Source organism: Shewanella subflava (genome assembly GCF_025971955.1).
Taxonomy (GTDB): domain Bacteria; phylum Pseudomonadota; class Gammaproteobacteria; order Enterobacterales; family Shewanellaceae; genus Shewanella; species Shewanella subflava.
The window spans coordinates 1-17458 of the sequence record NZ_JAPDMX010000023.1 but is presented as its reverse complement, the minus strand read 5'-3'; the positions used below and the strand labels follow the sequence as shown (position 1 = coordinate 17458).

14 protein-coding genes are annotated in these 17458 nt (G+C 40.7%); 1 reads left to right on the top strand and 13 read right to left on the bottom strand.

Annotation, left to right across the window (positions count from 1 at the left end):
* Positions 1-172: 172 nt before the first annotated feature.
* Entirely contained in the window at positions 173-1210 is a 1038-nt protein-coding gene (gene serB / locus OHT75_RS08740) for a phosphoserine phosphatase SerB (RefSeq protein WP_264726108.1), read from the bottom strand.
* 139 nt (positions 1211-1349) lie between these two features.
* Here serB and OHT75_RS08735 point away from each other — a divergent pair, with 139 nt between their 5' ends.
* Positions 1350-2009 (top strand): AhpA/YtjB family protein, encoded by a 660-nt coding sequence (locus tag OHT75_RS08735; protein ID WP_264726107.1) that lies wholly within the window; start codon positions 1350-1352, stop codon positions 2007-2009.
* A gap of 53 nt (positions 2010-2062) precedes the next feature.
* Here the strand turns inward: OHT75_RS08735 and deoD are convergent, their stop codons facing one another.
* The 12 genes from deoD to nlpI form a co-directional block, all read right to left on the bottom strand.
* Positions 2063-2773, bottom strand: coding sequence for a purine-nucleoside phosphorylase (gene deoD, locus OHT75_RS08730; protein ID WP_264726106.1), 711 nt, complete (start codon positions 2771-2773; stop codon positions 2063-2065).
* Positions 2774-2875: 102 nt separating this feature from the next.
* Positions 2876-4093 (bottom strand): phosphopentomutase, encoded by a 1218-nt coding sequence (locus OHT75_RS08725; protein WP_264726105.1) that lies wholly within the window; start codon positions 4091-4093, stop codon positions 2876-2878.
* A gap of 9 nt (positions 4094-4102) precedes the next feature.
* The gene (deoA, locus tag OHT75_RS08720) at positions 4103-5434 is read right to left on the bottom strand and encodes a thymidine phosphorylase (RefSeq protein ID WP_264726104.1); all 1332 of its coding nucleotides are present in this window, start codon (positions 5432-5434) and stop codon (positions 4103-4105) included.
* Positions 5435-5552: 118 nt separating this feature from the next.
* Entirely contained in the window at positions 5553-6326 is a 774-nt protein-coding gene (gene deoC / locus OHT75_RS08715) for a deoxyribose-phosphate aldolase (protein WP_264726103.1), read from the bottom strand.
* Positions 6327-6651: 325 nt separating this feature from the next.
* Positions 6652-7488, bottom strand: coding sequence for an outer membrane protein OmpK (locus OHT75_RS08710; protein ID WP_264726102.1), 837 nt, complete (start codon positions 7486-7488; stop codon positions 6652-6654).
* A gap of 341 nt (positions 7489-7829) precedes the next feature.
* Complete coding sequence (locus tag OHT75_RS08705; protein ID WP_264726101.1) at positions 7830-9104, bottom strand: NupC/NupG family nucleoside CNT transporter; 1275 nt, start codon at positions 9102-9104, stop codon at positions 7830-7832.
* A 183-nt stretch (positions 9105-9287) separates the two neighbouring features.
* Positions 9288-10064: a TatD family hydrolase gene (locus OHT75_RS08700; protein WP_264726100.1), complete on the bottom strand. Its 777-nt coding sequence runs from the start codon at positions 10062-10064 to the stop codon at positions 9288-9290.
* 74 nt (positions 10065-10138) lie between these two features.
* Positions 10139-11728, bottom strand: a complete 1590-nt coding sequence (gene prfC / locus OHT75_RS08695; RefSeq protein WP_264726099.1) for a peptide chain release factor 3 — start codon at positions 11726-11728, stop codon at positions 10139-10141.
* 895 nt (positions 11729-12623) lie between these two features.
* Positions 12624-13991, bottom strand: coding sequence for a DUF4056 domain-containing protein (locus OHT75_RS08690; RefSeq protein WP_264726098.1), 1368 nt, complete (start codon positions 13989-13991; stop codon positions 12624-12626).
* Positions 13988-14902 (bottom strand): alpha/beta fold hydrolase, encoded by a 915-nt coding sequence (locus tag OHT75_RS08685; protein ID WP_264726097.1) that lies wholly within the window; start codon positions 14900-14902, stop codon positions 13988-13990. Before OHT75_RS08685 ends, OHT75_RS08690 begins: the two co-directional genes overlap by 4 nt.
* Positions 14903-14906: 4 nt before the next feature.
* On the bottom strand, positions 14907-15785 hold the full coding sequence (locus OHT75_RS08680; RefSeq protein ID WP_264726096.1) for a virulence protein: 879 nt from the start codon (positions 15783-15785) through the stop codon (positions 14907-14909).
* 585 nt (positions 15786-16370) lie between these two features.
* Positions 16371-17267 (bottom strand): lipoprotein NlpI, encoded by an 897-nt coding sequence (nlpI, locus tag OHT75_RS08675; RefSeq protein WP_264726095.1) that lies wholly within the window; start codon positions 17265-17267, stop codon positions 16371-16373.
* Positions 17268-17458 lie beyond the last annotated feature (191 nt).

Sequence of the window (17458 nt, the reverse complement as noted above, 5' to 3'; positions counted from 1 at the left end):
GATAGAGAACTGATTGTGGTTCAAAGAAGGCATTAAATACTGAATGACATACAAAATCAAAAGCACTATAACCACTCCCCCAAAAATATGACTTTTTTGAGGGGGGAGTTTAAATACATTTGTCGTAAAAAACTTCAGCTTAGCTGATGCATCAGTAACGTTATACTTAACGCTACCCTTGCAGGCAAAATACCAATGCCCTTAAATCTAGCTGGCTTACCGCTAAATTGGCCGCTGCTATCAGTTTGGGTTTGGCATGAAAGGCAACCCCTAAATCAGCAGCCTGGATCATTGGGATATCATTCGCACCATCACCAATGGCCACAACTTGCCCAGCTTGTATTTGCCACTTTTGGGCACACTTGCCGATAACATTGGCTTTGTATTGTGCATCAACCACCTCTCCTGTCACTTGCCCTGTCAACTTGCCCTCTTCGATGACTAATTCATTAGCAAATGCCGCATCTAACTTTAACTGGTGCATAAGATGATTCACGAATGGCGTAAAGCCACCAGAAGCAACAACGACTCGCCATTGGTTGGATTGCAACTCCTCTAAAGATGCGGTCAAACCAGGCATTAAAGGTAAGGTTTTACACAAGGTATCAATGATAGTCGCATCAGCATCAGCTAATTTGCTGACTCGTAAGCGCAAGCTTTGTTCAAAATCTAGCTCACCTCGCATCGCACTGGCCGTTACGGCAGCCACTTCATCACCAACACCTGCCAAGGCGGCTAACTCATCAATACATTCAATTTGAATGGCGGTTGAATCCATATCCATCACAAGTAACCCTTTTTGATGGAGCAAGGGTAGTGGTTTAGTAATGACTAATAACTCAGCAGCCAAGCCTTTTTGAGAGATAGTTTGCTCAAAGGTGGCTATCAGTTCATTGAGCGGCTTTTGAGTTGCTATCTCAACCCCTATTAAATCATTATTACGCGAAAGTAATGCAAAACTTGCAGTCACTGATAATGAGTCTAACCATATATCGATGTGTTGTTGAGCAGACTGCTCAAACACCACTCGAACACGCTCAGAAAATGATGCTGCAACCTGATTATGATAGTCGGACTCGTGATAACGCTGGCATAATTGACCATTATGTAGATATTCGTTTATAGAGGATGACAATAACCACGTTAGAATAGTATCTCCATTCTTATTGACTACGCTTTGCGTAGGCGATGCTGTGCGATGATTGTGCATGGGTCTAACCTCTTTGATTACAACTATCTACTGATGAGTTTTTAGATTAATATAATTTCCACACCACAAACCATTGAAAAATGGCAGTCAGGCGCTATTGAAAGCGTTTCATTAAATAGAAAAATGACTAAGGATTAAAGTGATTTTTGTTAAAGGTCTCAAGAAAAGACAAAAAATTAGCAGGATCATTCAAGTTATTCTTGCCATATGTTTAGTATTTGGACTAATCAACCTGTGGCAAAGTAGCTTGAAAAACGGTCAAAAACTGCTGAGTTCACAAACACAGCTGATGGCTAGAACCCTTGCCCAGCAGGCGGCAAATGGTGCAGCACCAGCCATGTTTTTGCAAAATGATGAGCAGTTGCAATGGCTAGCGTCTACTTTGGCAGCAGATCCCAAAGTGATGTCAGTGAATATTTATAATTCACAGGGAGTGAGATTGGCTTTTGCCCAGTCAGTAACAACGGATGATTTAGGTCCTGATTCAGAGGCATTACGACAATTACTGGCAGGTTATCCACCTTTAATTGAAAATGTTATGCAACAAGATAACAATTTGGGTTATGTTGAAGTGCGCTTAGATCTCAGTATATTTTTTGATGAAATTAAATATTTACATCAAAAAAATATGGAGTTACTAAAGTGGATGCTATTAACGGCTTGCTTTATCGGCTTTTTGCTGTCGCGGGCATTATCATTCAAACGTGCTGACTTTGATCGTCGTAAAACACGGATTAAACAGTTTAAGAAGCATTTTGCAGCACAAGAAACAACTGACCAGAATGAACCTCAAAAATAACCTACAAAAATGGGCGCTATAAGCGCCCATTTTTTATTGAAGCTTTAACAATATTAAAGTGTTAATGCAGCATCTAAAGTCATCACGATCATGTCGTTAAAGGTGGTTTGACGCTCTTCAGAAGAGGTTTTTTCACCGGTACGAATATGGTCAGACACTGTAACAACGCACAATGCTTTCGCACCTAATTCATGCGCAACACCGTATAAACCCGCCGCTTCCATTTCGACACCTAACACACCCATTCTTTCCATAACGTCAAACATTTCAGGATCAGGTGTATAGAACAAGTCAGCAGAGAAAACATTACCCACTTGAATTTTAGTACCGTGGGCTTTAGCTGAGTCAACAACAGCACTTAATAGGCTATAATCGGCAATGGCTGCAAAGTCTTGGTTTTTAAAGCGTAAACGGTTAGCTTGAGAGTCTGTACATGCACCCATACCAATAATTACGTCACGTACCTTTACATCTGTGCTAATAGCGCCACATGTACCAACACGGATTAAGTTTTTAACGCCGTATTCTTTGATTAACTCATGGGCATAGATAGAACAAGATGGAATACCCATACCTGAACCCATAACAGAAATACGCTTACCTTTGTACGTACCCGTGAAGCCTAGCATATTACGTACATCAGTTACCTGCTCAACATTTTCTAAAAATGTTTCTGCAATATACTTGGCACGTAATGGATCACCTGGAAAAAGAACTGTTTCAGCAAACGCGCCTTCAACTGCATTAATATGTGGTGTAGCCATGTTAAAACCCCTATGTCTCTATTTTATTTAGTACCGCTTAATTATGTTGATAGTTTAACAAACACATTAAACTTTTTATAGAACCGCCGTTCGAAAATGTGACTAATTTAAGAAAGATTCACCATATTCCATCGGTTCTAACTTGAAATAGCTTGCAATTGACTGTCCCATATCAGCAAATGACTTACGACGGCCTAAAGAGCCGGCTTTTAATCCTGCACCATATGCTAAAACTGGCACGTGTTCACGAGTGTGCTCGGTCCCTTTCCAAGTTGGATCACAACCGTGATCGGCTGTCAGTAATAGGAAATCATCTTCAGATAAGATAGCTAACAACTCAGGTAAACGTGAGTCGAAATATTCAAGCGCCTTGGCATACCCCGCGATATCGCGGCGATGACCATAGTGAGAGTCGAAATCAACAAAGTTGGTAAAAACAATGGTATTATCACCCGCACGTTTTACCTGCTCTAAAGTTGCATCGAACAGTTGTTCAAGACCTGTCGCTTTATATTGCTGAGTAATCCCGCAATTGGCATAAATATCAGCGATTTTACCAATACTTACGACTTCACCACCTGCGGCTTTAAGCTTATCTAACACGGTTGGCGCGGGTGGTTGAACCGCATAATCATGGCGATTACCTGTACGCGCAAAATCAGCAGGCCCCGTGCCCACAAATGGACGCGCTATAACACGGCCAATATTATAAGGCTCAAGTTCTTCACGGGCTATTTCGCATAGGCGATACAAATTTTCTAACCCGAAAGTTTCTTCATGACAGGCGATTTGGAACACCGAATCTGCAGAGGTATAGAAAATTGGCTTACCTGAACTCATGTGCTCTAGGCCGAGTTCTTCTAAAATGGTCGTACCTGAAGCATGACAATTGCCTAAAAAACCATCCAATCCCGCACGGGCTAGAATTTTATCTGTTAGTTCTTTAGGGAATGAGTTTTTCAAATCACTGAAGTATCCCCACTCATAAAGCACAGGAACACCTGCCATTTCCCAGTGACCACTTGGGGTATCTTTACCGGAGCTGAGTTCTTCAGCATGACCGTAAGCCCCAATAACATCCACATTGTCACCAAACCCTGCGGCAAACTGGCCGGTCGACTCAAAGCCTGCGTGCCCTAAGCCTAAACGCGCTAAGTTAGGTAATTTTAAGGGGCCTTGGCGGCCCACATCCGCTAAACCTTCTGCACAGGCTTTCGCTATATGGCCAAACGTGTCTGAACCGACATCGCCAAATTTATCTGCATCACTTGCAGCGCCAAGACCGAATGAATCTAACATTAATATGATTGAACGTTTCATACCTAACTCCTATAAATCTTCAGCACGAATATAGCGATATATTTCAGGTGTTTTTTCAGGTTGCGTATCACCAATATGGATAGCCCCTCTAACCGCTGTAGCCGCTTCTTCAAATGCTTGCTCAGATTGAGCATGGATCATGGCAAGTGGCTTATCTGCGCTAATCTCATCGCCAAGCGCGCAGACTTCTGTTAAGCCAACACTGTAATCTAGTGCATCACCAGGTTTACGACGACCGCCCCCCAAAGTGACTACTGCCAAACCTAATTCGCGGGTATCCATACTGTGTGCAAAACCAACTTGGTCTGCATAAACAGGACGAATAATTTGCGCATGGGGTAGATACTTGTCATAGGCCTCAACAAAATCGCTTGGACCACCAAGACCACTGACCATTTTACCAAAAATCTCAGCAGCTTTACCGTTATCTAATACCGCATTTAACTTGGTACGAGCCTGAGCATCATTTTGTGCAATGCCGCCCAAAATAAGCATTTCTGAACACAAGCCCATAGTCACTTCATACAATCTGGGATTACGATATTGGCCCGTTAAAAAGTTAATCGCTTCACGGACTTCAACAGCATTGCCGGCACAAGATGCTAGCACTTGATTCATGTCAGTTAATAACGCGGTAGTTTTTGTCCCAGCACCATTAGCAACAGCTGTAATGCTTCTAGCAAGCTCTTCAGAAGCGGCATAAGTCGGCATAAATGCGCCACTGCCGACTTTAACATCCATAGCTAAAGCATCTAGCCCTGCGGCAAGCTTTTTAGACAAAATTGACGCAGTGATGAGTGAAATTGACTCAACCGTGGCCGTGTTGTCACGAATCGAATAAAAACGTTTATCAGCAGGAACTAAATCGCCAGTTTGCCCGATAATTGCCACACCGGCTTCTTTTACAACTTTACGAAATAGCTCGCTAGATGGCTCTGTCTGATACCCTGGAATCGCGTCAAACTTGTCTAAAGTGCCGCCGGTATGACCTAAACCACGACCTGAGATCATTGGAACGAAACCACCACATGCTGCAGCCATAGGGCCAAGCATTAAGCTAATCACATCACCAACACCACCGGTACTGTGCTTATCAATAATAGGACCGTTTAATGATAAACCACTCCAATCAAGTACAGTGCCAGAATCACGCATAGCGGAAGTTAACGCAATTCGCTCATCCATATTCATATCATTGAAATACACCGCCATACCTAGAGCAGCAATTTGCCCTTCTGAGACAGTATTGTGAGTAATGCCGTTTACAAAGAATTGAATTTCTGCAGTGGAAAGTGCTTCACCGTTACGCTTTTTACGGATAATTTCTTGTGCGAGGAACATAATATAACCTCCATCTAGGCAATCCATTATGAGCTAGAGTGGGATCGCCAAAAATATCTGTAGCGATGAGGTTGATTGTCGATAGACAATAAACCTCAGCTACCACATTGAATTGGAATTAATAGCCTTGAGTAGGCTTTGGCGCGTCAGCTAATTCTAACGTGTGTAATAAACTGTTAAGCAGGCTAGAAGCACCAAAACGGAATGTCTCAGGCGTGATCCATTCCTCACCTAAAATACTGGCTGCAACCGCTAAAAACTCAGCTGTTTTTGCTGCATCTTTTACGCCGCCGGCTGGTTTAAAGCCGACTTTACGGTTCTTTTCACTGATCACGGTTAACATGATCTCAGCCGCTTCTAGGGTGGCATTAACAGGGACTTTACCAGTCGATGTTTTAATGAAGTCAGCACCTGCATCGATAGATAATTCAGAAGCCTTGCGAATTAATGCTGGATCTTTTAATTCGCCAGATTCAATGATGACTTTAAGAATAGCTTCATCACCACAGGCTTCTTTACAGGCTTTAACCAGCTCGAAACCCACAGTTTCGTTACCCGCCATTAATGCACGATATGGAAAAACGACATCTACTTCATCGGCACCATAAGCAACCGCTGCTCGGGTTTCTAATACTGCAATAGCAATATCATCATTACCATGTGGGAAGTTAGTCACGGTCGCGATTTTGATGTCTTCACAGTCAAGATCATTCAAGGTTTTACGTGCAATAGGAATAAAACGAGGGTAAATACAAATCGCAGCGGTATTACCTGCTGGCGTTTTGGCTTTATGGCACAAGTCGATAACTTTTTGATCGGTATCATCATCGTTCAAAGTGGTTAAATCCATTAACGAAATACCCATTTGTGCCGCTTTTTTTAAATCAGTCATTTTTGCTCTCCGTAAATAAAATCAGTAGATAATTTTTGTCAGGGCAACAAAGTGAAGTGGCGTATGATTATAGTTATGGCCGAGTCTTCATATATTGCCAGTAAATATAAATGATTTACTAACCTAAGTATTCAATCTGATAACGAGTACCACGACTTGAATCCTTGAAGACCGGAAAAGGCAAAATAAAAATTATTTTAGCAATTTCCGCGAAAATTCCATTTTAGCGCGTTTTACTTATGCTTAATAAAAGACATTGAAACTTAGATAATGCCCTTTAGTAAGGATAAAGTGGAGCCATGCAAGCATGGCTCCAAAGCACAAATTAGAAGTTGTACTTAGCAGAGAAAATTGCTGCATTTTGATAAGCTGGCGTACCTAGCTTGTTATCAGCATAACGGTACTGTAAACCAAGAGTGAACTTAGAAGTCGCGTTCCACCAAAGCGCTACCGCACCATTTAGACCAGTGCTATCACCGTTAGTTTCAACCCAACCAGCATCGCCAGGGCCAGCACAAGTATCTGCTGTGCAGAAACCACGGTACTCATCAGCACGTGCAAATTCGATTTCATTCCAGTTAGTGATCATGAAGTCTTGACCACCAAGCTTGAAGTTATAACCTAGTACCCAACCAGCCATGCCGCCGTTGAAACCAGCACCAATGAAGTTATTGTGTACATAGTGAGCACCTAAGAAAGGCTTAACCCATAGGCCGAAATCAGTGTTGATGTCGTAGCTAACACCTAATACGATGTTTTGCTCATAAAAACCTGAAGAATCAGAAATACTGTATAGGTGACCGTAGTAATTCCAGTTAGTTTCACCGATGTTTACCGCTACAGAACCTTTAGCTGCAATACGGAAGGCTTCAGCAGCATCTTCACCAGCATCGTAACCCCAGTCACCTTTAGTTGGATTTTCGAAATCGATAAAGCCGTAGACATCACCCCAATCGTAACCAGCGCCACCTTCAACTTCAAGATATACGAAATCAGCTTTTTGGCCACCTTCAGCAGTAGAACGGTCTACAGTACCACCAGACCAATCTAAATAGTTTACTGATACGTTAGCAAAACCGTAGTACTGTTCAGCTTGTACTGTACCAGTTGTCATTGCAGCAACTGCTGCAGCAATTAAAGTTAAAGTTTTAACGTTTTTCATCATCAACCCCATTTTTCATTGTTTGGCCATCTTCAAGGACAGCTTTTGTTTTAAGCAAGCGCATTCTACCGTTATTGTTGTAAATCACAATATTAAATCAGCAAAAAACGAATACTAAATTCTATTCTGTGAACAATGTCGCGACTTTGTTGCAACATCGCACTAACAAGTTATTGTCACTCTAAAGTGTCATGATCAAAGCCATTAACCTTGGCTCAATCATCACTATATGTACTTTGGAAACCGGTGGATTAACGCCAATCATTATGACAACGTAATCTCAAATATCGGGCTTTACGACTAAGCGCCTGTAAAGCCCGCTTTCTATGAATATCCAGCAATTATAGCGCTAAGAATAAACCAGCAAGTGTCGCACTCATTAAGTTAGCTAATGATGCAGCGATTACCGCACGCACACCTAACTTAGCTAAGTCATGACGACGGTTAGGAGCCATTGAACCTAAACCACCTAATAGAATTGCAATTGAAGATAAGTTAGCAAAACCACACAGTGCGAATGAGATAATCGCTTGAGTACGATCAGTCATTGCTTGACCTGTTGCTTCAACCAACATGCCACCATCAGCAACATCTTTTAAGTAAGGAGCAAAGTTTAAGTAAGCCACAAATTCGTTAACAACAATCTTTTGACCGATGAAAGAGCCAGCCACCATAGCTTCGCTCCAAGGCACACCGATTAGGAATGCTAAAGGCATAAAGATATAGCCAAGAATTAACTCTAGTGATAGACCTTCAAAACCAAACCAGCCACCAATACCACCAAGCATGCCGTTAACCATTGCAATCAAACCAACGAAAGCAAGTAACATAGCGCCCACGTTTAATGCTAAGTGCATACCAGACGCAGCACCTGATGCAGCAGCATCAATTACGTTTGCAGGCTTATCAGAGTCTTCCGGTAAGTCTGTCATGTCGTTGTTAGTTTCTTCTGTTTCTGGGTGCATCAGCTTCGCCATCATCAAGCCACCTGGTGCCGCCATAAATGATGCCGCAACCAAATACTCAATTTTAACGCCCATACCAGCATAACCCGCTAATACCGCACCAGCGATTGACGCTAAGCCACCAACCATGATTGCGAATAACTCAGAGTTAGTCATAGTAGGAATAAAAGGACGGACAACTAAAGGCGCTTCAGTTTGGCCTACGAAGATGTTTGCTGTTGCAGACATTGACTCTGTGCGGCTTGTACCAAGTGCTTTTTGTAATCCACCACCAAGAAACTTAATTACCATCTGCATGATGCCTAGGTAATAAAGAACCGCGATTAATGAAGAGAAGAAAATAATGACGGGTAATACGCGAACCGCGAATACGAAGCCAACGCCATTACCAAACATTGCGTCAGTACCTAAACCACCAAATAGGAAGTTGATACCCGCTTGAGAATAACCAATCACATCAGCAACAGCCGTTGAAACACCGCCTAATACTTGTTGACCAATTGGCACATACAATACGAAACCGGCAAAGAACGCTTGAATTGCTAAAGCGCCACCTACGGTACGTACGTTAATAGCTTTTTTATTTGTCGATAGTAAGAAACCTATCGCTAGTAGGGTGACCACCCCTACTAAACTCATAATTATATCCATTAAACATCACCCTTATTTAATTGTTAACAGTTCTTATTAATCTTGTTAACTCACCTTATTTCCGAGACAGATTATAACCGAGCATTTGAGGAAAAGCGTCGTTTTGATCAAACTTTTAGAGTTTAGTTTCATATATTTACGCGAGATAACTTTACAAAATAGAGATCGTTTTAAAAAAAACAATTAAAGCTCATATAGTTGCAAAGTGTTTTTATTAACCTGTTCTAATATAAGAACAGTTGATTTTTTACGCAAAAAAGCCATTTTTTCGATAATCGCGGGCAAAATAAGCGGTGAATTCCGCTTTTCAGGTGAATTTATTGGCGTCATACTTGGCGAATCTGTCTCGATGATGAACATGTCTAATGGCAGTTCTGATACCACATGATGTAACTTTTTTGCCATCGGATTGAGCAATAAGCCGCCAATTCCTAATTTAAACCCTAAAAGTTGGTACTGCTTTGCAATCTCAACACTGCCATAAAAGCCATGAATAACTCCGCCATGGGGTAACTTTGTTTTGGTCAATAAGGCAATTAATTCCGCATGGCATTTAACCGCATGCAAGATCACGGGTAAATGATATTTTTTTGCTAATAGGAGCTGTTGATGGCACAACTCAACTTGTACGGTAAAGTCCGAACGAAGCTTATCTAATCCACATTCTCCGATTGCAACAAATAAGGGATTTGAAAGATGTTGGTTAACTTGCGCTTCGAGATGAATTATCGCTTTATCTAAATCGGGCGGTATAAACCAAGGGTGGATCCCTAAACCAAAAAAACATTGATATTGATTGGCGATTTCTAACTGACGTGACCATCGTTCGGGACTCACACCTGGAATAAGTACCCTATCAATTCCTTCAGCTTTCATTTTAATGAATAATGCTTCACGGTCATGATCAAACTCTTCAAAGTCTAGATGTGCATGGGAGTCAAAAAAGGTCTGCTTCATCATCTGCTCAAAAATGGATATAAAAAAGGCAGTATTCACTGCCTTTAAAAGTTTAAGTAAGCCTAGTTGAAAAAGTATTAATTTTCGCGGGTTTTAGCAAACTCAACATCAGGATAACGCTCTTTAGACAGGTTAAGGTTAACCATTGTCGGTGCAATATAAGTTAAATTATTGCCACCATCTAACGCTAAGTTAGAACTACACTTGCGACGGAACTCTTCTAACTTGCGCTCATCCTTACAATATACCCAACGAGCCGTTGACACACTAATACCTTCATAAATAGCTTCAACGTTGTATTCACTCTTTAAACGGCCAACAACCACTTCAAACTGCAGTACACCAACAGCGCCGACAATGAGGTCGTTAGAGTCTAACGGCCTGAATACCTGCACCGCGCCTTCTTCAGCAAGCTGAACCAAACCTTTCAGTAATTGCTTTTGCTTCAAAGGATCTTTTAAGCGAATGCGGCGGAACATTTCTGGGGCAAAGTTAGGAATACCGGTAAATTTAAGCGATTCACCTTGGGTAAACGTATCACCTATTTGAATGGTACCGTGGTTATGCAAACCGATGATATCACCTGGATATGCCTCTTCAACCTGCTCACGATCACCTGCCACAAAGGTCAAGGCATCAGAAATACGTACATCTTTACCAATACGCACATGATGCATTTTCATGCCTTTCTCGTATTTACCAGATACCACACGCATAAATGCAACACGGTCTCTATGCTTGGGATCCATGTTTGCTTGAATTTTAAAGATAAAACCAGAAAAATTAGCATCTTTCGCCGTAACTTCACGCACATCGGTATTTCGAGGTTGTGGCTTTGGCGCCCATTGGACAAGGCCATCTAGCATATGGTCAACACCAAAGTTACCTAATGCAGTACCAAAATACACTGGTGATAGCTCGCCTTTTAAAAATGCATCAAGATCAAATTCATGTGAAGCACCCACTACCAACTCCAGCTCTTCACGCAATTGCTCAGCTAATTCGCTACCAATGGCTTTATCAAGTTCTGGGTTATCGATCCCCTTAACAATACGGACTTCTTGGATTGTATGACCTAGACCACTTTGGTACAAAATCGCCTCTTCGCGGTGAATGTGATAAACACCTTTGAATGATTTACCGCAGCCTATGGGCCAAGTGATCGGCGCACAGGCAATTTGAAGTTCGTTTTCAACTTCATCCATCACGTCCATGGGATCGCGAATATCACGGTCACATTTATTCATAAAGGTGATAATGGGGGTATCACGTAAACGGGTTACTTCCATTAATTTACGTGTCCGGTCTTCAACACCTTTTGCGGCATCGATAACCATCAAACATGAGTCCACAGCCGTGAGTGTACGGTAGGTATCTTCAGAAAAATCTTCATGACCTGGGGTATCAAGTAGATTGACCAAGCATTCGCGGTAAGGGAACTGCATGACTGATGTGGTAATAGAAATACCACGATCCTTTTCCATTTCCATCCAGTCAGATTTAGCATGCTGTTTAGACCCACGACCTTTAACCGTTCCGGCGGTTTGAATTGCCTGCCCAAATAACAATACTTTTTCAGTAATGGTAGTTTTACCCGCATCAGGGTGCGAGATAATAGCAAAGGTTCTGCGACAATCGATTTCATCTAGAAAATTTTGGGTTAGCATCAATAAATTCTTTTAGTTAATACACGGATATACAGATCCACTTACAAGCGCTGTGTTGCGGCTCGGGAAACAAATCCGTTATGTTAATCGTAATTGGTCGCTATTTTCGCTTATCTAAGCTTTATAAACAATCAATGCTTGTAGAATCGTTGGGATAAAATCGCTATTCAATCATATTTTATAAATAGCCACGGGAGTTATAACAAAACAAATAAAGCAGACGGCTCATTTTTAGGGCGGATAAAAAGTTTGATTAATATTAAACTGTATCCCTCTCCCAAAGCTAAATTTAAATGTATATTGTCTGTGGGTTTAACCTTTAAACGATAGCCAATAGCGATATAGGGCAGTAACTTATCAAAAAACAGGTTAGAAACTATCTCTCTCTACGCCTTGCATTTACCCGATAAGCCAAGGTGGAGCGACTAGCTAAATGCTGCTCGATATAATGCAACCTCAAACTCACCGATGACTCTTTTACGGGGTGTTCGCAGATGTTCATGGGTACCACGACTGATTACTAAAATGATCTGCGATTTCTGGCACTTTCAGCGAATCAATCAACATAGATATCAGTTGAAACAGTATCAAATTGGTAGTCATTTACATTAGTGAAATCGAATCCTCTAGAAAACTTAGGCAAGAAATACATAGTAGAAACGTGGGTAATTTGAAAAGGTTTAACATTAAAAATGCTTCTCCCCCCCCATGAGAATATTCAAGGCTATTGGATGTTGTTATATGAGGCCGATTAGCTTCACTGAATCCAAATCTGTCAATTGCTAGCTTGCAGCTTGTAAATGGACCTTATCAGCAGCTTATCCAGTCGCCATTACTGGAAATATGAAAAAAGGTGGGTATACCTGTAAAAATCAAGCTTATGACACTTTGTATTTTATTCATTTAAAATGGATTGATTTATTGGCTGATATACCTCTTTTTGATGCTCTGCCGCTATTTCATCAGGTGGTAAAGCTTGGTGGGTTAATCGTGTATTTTCTGATAAATATTCCTGTAATAATCCATAGTCCACAACAGCATCATATTTAGCAATCTCAACAAATTGGGTATGTGAAAATCCATTTACCCATAAATGTGCAGGGATATGTTCAAATGAAGCGCGAAAGGCTTCATCAACAGTAACATGTTGGATTGCCACTTCATCAAAATTGATACCAAACATTTCCCCAGTTAAAGATAAGTGTTGTGGTTCAATCGGCTTTTCAAAAAACTTAGCCAGCTTATCCCAAAGCCCACTGCTTTGTGCTTGAGCTTGACTGACCAGAAATGGTGCTTGCTGCATGCCTAATTTGTAGTGACGTTTTAGTACAACAAATTTATGGGGTAAAGGTTCATCTGAATTCCACCAATCACGGTCCACGGCACTAAAAAATGCATTAGTTTGCTCAGTAGACAAGGGCTGAAGCCATGATAAAGTTCCGTGTAGCCAAGCTGTCATGTGATAATTATATTGTTGACGATTTAACGCTAAATTATTAGTTATAATAGCTAACGCTATTTTTGCTCCCAGCATATTAGAATATAAATCTTCGAGTGAATAAGCCGATACCGCTTCTGTCCATGGCGCAAAACTGCGATAACCATGCCACTGAGATATTTCATGTGCTTCTGCCATACTAAAGGCTAAACGAGCGGCTAACGCTGCCGCTAATTCCCAACGTTGACCCGCAGACAAGTGATCAACCTCAAACGCAGAAATCTCAATGGTTCTATGACCAATTTCAAAAGGTAAACTTATAGATTGAGCCTGCCCCAGCTTAGGTTTAATTTGATAAAATAAAGCAACGGTATTATCAGCGGTATCCCTAACATGCGCTAAGTCGATAAATCCCCCTTTCAGGGTATACAGCATGCCGTTATGTTCAGAACTTTTACCACTGTCCGGTGCTGACTTTTGATAACTAAAAATACCTGCATCAAAAGCATGAGCACCAATATCATCAAGTTCTACGGTATTGGCAAGACGAAAAAATGGAATAGGTAGCGAGCCTAAAGCCACTTTTTGATCAAACCCAAACGCGCAACAAGGTCTAACACTTTGGGGTAAAAGTAATTGTGACTCCTCTGGAACCAAAATGTCTCGAACCAAAGCTTGATCAGGAAAATCATCTAAGGCAGCAACAACAGCCACATCTGTTGGAACAGCTTGAATTTCCCATTCATTGCTGGAACAGGCACTTAACGCTATGGATAAAAGAAAAAAAAAGGCCAATGTTAAAAAAGGCGTTGATATGTGTTTCATTGAATAAAAGACCTGATTTCTTGTGTAATTTGCTGTGGAAAATCATTACTTAGCCCGTGAGCACCATTGGGAATAATAATGATAGGTGCATTTAGATAATCCGCAAAGTATTGACCATTTTGTATAGGAAAAACGTTATCATTCTCCCCCCAAATAAGTAATGTTGGGGGTAATGAATCAAAAATAATTTCAGAGGCGAGTACATCACGATATGCAGGTAAAGTAGTGATAAGCGACTCTTTCTCAGCAAGGAAGTCAGCAAAATAATACTCATAGACGTCTTCATCAATGAAACTTGGCATCCAAGGGTAGTCGACAAATGTATTTTCGAGTAATAAACGGACTTGTACACCATTTTTAGGAACAAAAACGTCTTGAGGTTTTTCAGCACCAAAGCGCTGAGTCATTGCTTGTAAGTCGACATCAGAGAAAAAAACGCCAGGACTTGCTAACATTACAACTTTATCAACCTTAGGCTCGTGTACCATTAAATCAAAGGTGACAAAACCGCCAAAAGAAATCCCCACTACATTCACTTTTTGAAGAGCTAAAAAGTCAATTAATTGTTGTATGGCTTCGGTTTCAGTCTTTATTGTGGCTGGCGCATGACTAAAAGAGTCACCAAACCATAATAAATCAGGCACGATAACATGATAATCCAGAACCAAATCACGCATGATTTCATACCAGCTGGTGATCCCTGTTCCACCAAAGCCATGAAGCAGTAAAATGGCTGGAGCAGATGGGTTTCCCCCTTGCCAATAATGGAGTTCACCGCCCTCATTTAACTCTATTTGATGGCGTTCAAAACCTGCATTAACAACATTATTTTTTTGATGGTGATCAACAACATCAACTATGCTGCAGCCACTGGTTAATAAAAATAATAAACTGACTACAATGAATTTCATTTTATCAAAATCTGTAACCGACACCCGCCATAAAACTAGTACGCGTACCAAAACCAGCTTCAAGCAATAGATCAAATCCATTGCCAATCGTCATTTGTCCGCCAAAAACGCCATTCCATTTTTCAGCTAAATGTTGATCAACCTGAAACTTGGCCCCTGAGATTGGAATGCCAATATCCACCAAATACCCAGCAAAACTCTGATCTACATCTTGGTACATACCACCAATCCATACCTGAGTGTTACGATCATAAATCTTAAATTGATAACCTACACGGGGGGCAAGTACTAACGAGCTAATTTCGCCATCTAAAATATCTAAATCAGTTTTAGTATAATTAATATCAATTAACGCAAACCAGTCACCAACCCCGCCAGCAATAGTGGTACCTATACCATAGGTTAGACCTTCGAAGTTTAATTCAAAATCAAAAGGGTCAGACTCAATTGGCTTAAATGGAGGTAAAATATCAACTTCCACTCTGACGTTAGCAATGCTACTTCCTTTGGTCTTACCTAAAATGCCATAAACATTAAAAAATGGCAGCACCCACAAATCTGCTCGCAAAGTAACTGTTTTGGAATCTTGATAAGCTTCGTTACCTTTAATAGTGACGCGATCATCTATGGTTTCACCTAGTCCTGAAAAACTGACATTATCAACAAATAATGGCTGTTCCATAGACATATAGGTAATACCTATTCCATATGGATTGGGTAATTCATAACCTAAATCAATGGCTTCTTGGGCCCAAATCGGAAAAGTTTTTTCATATTTTTTGGGAACTTCTATTTCATCTAAATTAGGTTTATCTGCAATTTCTGTCGCAAATGAAAGACTAGGAATGACCAAAAGGATGGCTGATAGATAAATTCTGTACATAAAAGGCCTTCAGTAAAACAAACTACTTACGATTAGCTACTGCATTTACAATGACGAGACAGCATATTTAAACTGAAAAAACAACAAATTAAAATTGCAAGGTAATAATTCGTCAATGCTAAATAAAATCAACATTAATGTAAACTCTATAAAACAAAGATTAGCACGCCCTAGTCAATATTGTTTTGAGAAAATGAAAAATGATCATTAAGTTTATACATAAAACTCGAATGGTGAGTTAGATTGGCATACCCTTGATATCAAGCAGTTTAATCAACTCGGAGATAGGCGGGAGCCAGTTTTTAGCTTTGAGTTATTCTACACTGACTAATTTGACCAAGAGCACCCAATGTTCTAGTGGATCGTTCTCTTGCATCCTACAAGCTATGACAGCGGTTATAGGATCGGTAAATATTTTACCGTCATTGATAGCTAACTCCTCAATAACAATGAGAATCAAGGACATCCCATTAATAAAGATGGCGTGTAATGGCTGAATTCGCGACATAAATCCCGCTGACGTATCATCGACAGGATTTTGATTGTGAAAAACCATTACACTTAGATGAATAGTAAAATACCTTATTAGGGTGTTGATTGCTCAATGACTTGCTTAACTTTTGCTAATTCAATACGAGCATAACGATGCTCAACAAAATCATAAATATTGGTAGCTAAAGTTAAACGATAGTAATTAGCAGCATCTTGATACTGTCCAAGTTGTTCAGCGCGTTTACCTAAGTAAAAATAAGCTTCACATAAACGTTCTGCATATTCTTTAGCATCACGTAATTCCACTTTAGCAGCAGAAAATACCTGTTGTTTAGACAACTTACCAAGATAGTAATCAACTAAGACACTTGACCAAGATTTGTCTGCCAGTTGCGTACGCTGATTAACTAATGCCGTTAAAGCCGCTTCGGTATTGACTTGTGATGACATCAAATAAAGCCATAACGCACGATAACCATCCGATGGATCGCGCGCATAGAAATCTTGCATATCTTGAACAGCTAATTCATAGCGCTCACCGTAGTACAAAGCAATACCTCGGTTTAAAAAAGCGTAATCGTATTCTGGTGCCAGTTCTAATACACCATCGAATGCTTCGTATGCGCTTTCAAACTCGCCTTCTTGAGTATAATAAATACCAAGAAAATTATAAGCATCGGCAAGATCAGGCTGTAACTTTAACGCTTGATGAAAGTCAATTCGACCTAATAAACGCAGCCCCACGCTATCGTAAATGACACCACGATCATAATGAAATCGTGCTCGTTGCTCATCTGTCAGCTCCATTGTAGCCAAAATTTCATTTAATTTGGCCAATGTCACTTCAAGTTTATAATCTGGCATGACAGGGGCAACAACCATTTGCCCAGAAGCAGCATCATTTGAACCCGATGTTGCTGCACAGCCTGAAAGCAACAAGCTAGCACCTGCCATAATGGCTACAAACGTGGTGCGTAATTTAAATTTCATCCACTTTACTCTAATCAGGTTCAACAGTAATCAGCATCATAGCAACCTAGCGGAATTAGTGCTATTTGCTATTCGCTAAATTTGAAAAAAAATAAAAAAAGGAGACCAAATGGCCTAATGCCGATCAGATAAGCACTTTTTAGATCGGTTGACCGATCTACTGGTTGATGTATAAAGGCCTGCAACAGAGA

Excerpts from the sequence above, each read along its gene's own strand:
- OHT75_RS08725 (WP_264726105.1), bottom strand. The coding sequence starts at position 4,093 with ATGAAACGTTCAATCATATTAATGTTAGATTCATTCGGTCTTGGCGCT.
- prfC (WP_264726099.1), bottom strand. The coding sequence starts at position 11,728 with ATGCTAACCCAAAATTTTCTAGATGAAATCGATTGTCGCAGAACCTTT.
- deoD (WP_264726106.1), bottom strand. The coding sequence starts at position 2,773 with ATGGCTACACCACATATTAATGCAGTTGAAGGCGCGTTTGCTGAAACA.
- OHT75_RS08705 (WP_264726101.1), bottom strand. The coding sequence starts at position 9,104 with ATGGATATAATTATGAGTTTAGTAGGGGTGGTCACCCTACTAGCGATA.
- deoA (WP_264726104.1), bottom strand. The coding sequence starts at position 5,434 with ATGTTCCTCGCACAAGAAATTATCCGTAAAAAGCGTAACGGTGAAGCA.
- OHT75_RS08690 (WP_264726098.1), bottom strand. The coding sequence starts at position 13,991 with ATGAAACACATATCAACGCCTTTTTTAACATTGGCCTTTTTTTTTCTT.
- nlpI (WP_264726095.1), bottom strand. The coding sequence starts at position 17,267 with ATGAAATTTAAATTACGCACCACGTTTGTAGCCATTATGGCAGGTGCT.
- OHT75_RS08710 (WP_264726102.1), bottom strand. The coding sequence starts at position 7,488 with ATGAAAAACGTTAAAACTTTAACTTTAATTGCTGCAGCAGTTGCTGCA.
- serB (WP_264726108.1), bottom strand. The coding sequence starts at position 1,210 with ATGCACAATCATCGCACAGCATCGCCTACGCAAAGCGTAGTCAATAAG.
- OHT75_RS08680 (WP_264726096.1), bottom strand. The coding sequence starts at position 15,785 with ATGTACAGAATTTATCTATCAGCCATCCTTTTGGTCATTCCTAGTCTT.
- OHT75_RS08685 (WP_264726097.1), bottom strand. The coding sequence starts at position 14,902 with ATGAAATTCATTGTAGTCAGTTTATTATTTTTATTAACCAGTGGCTGC.
- deoC (WP_264726103.1), bottom strand. The coding sequence starts at position 6,326 with ATGACTGATTTAAAAAAAGCGGCACAAATGGGTATTTCGTTAATGGAT.
- OHT75_RS08700 (WP_264726100.1), bottom strand. The coding sequence starts at position 10,064 with ATGATGAAGCAGACCTTTTTTGACTCCCATGCACATCTAGACTTTGAA.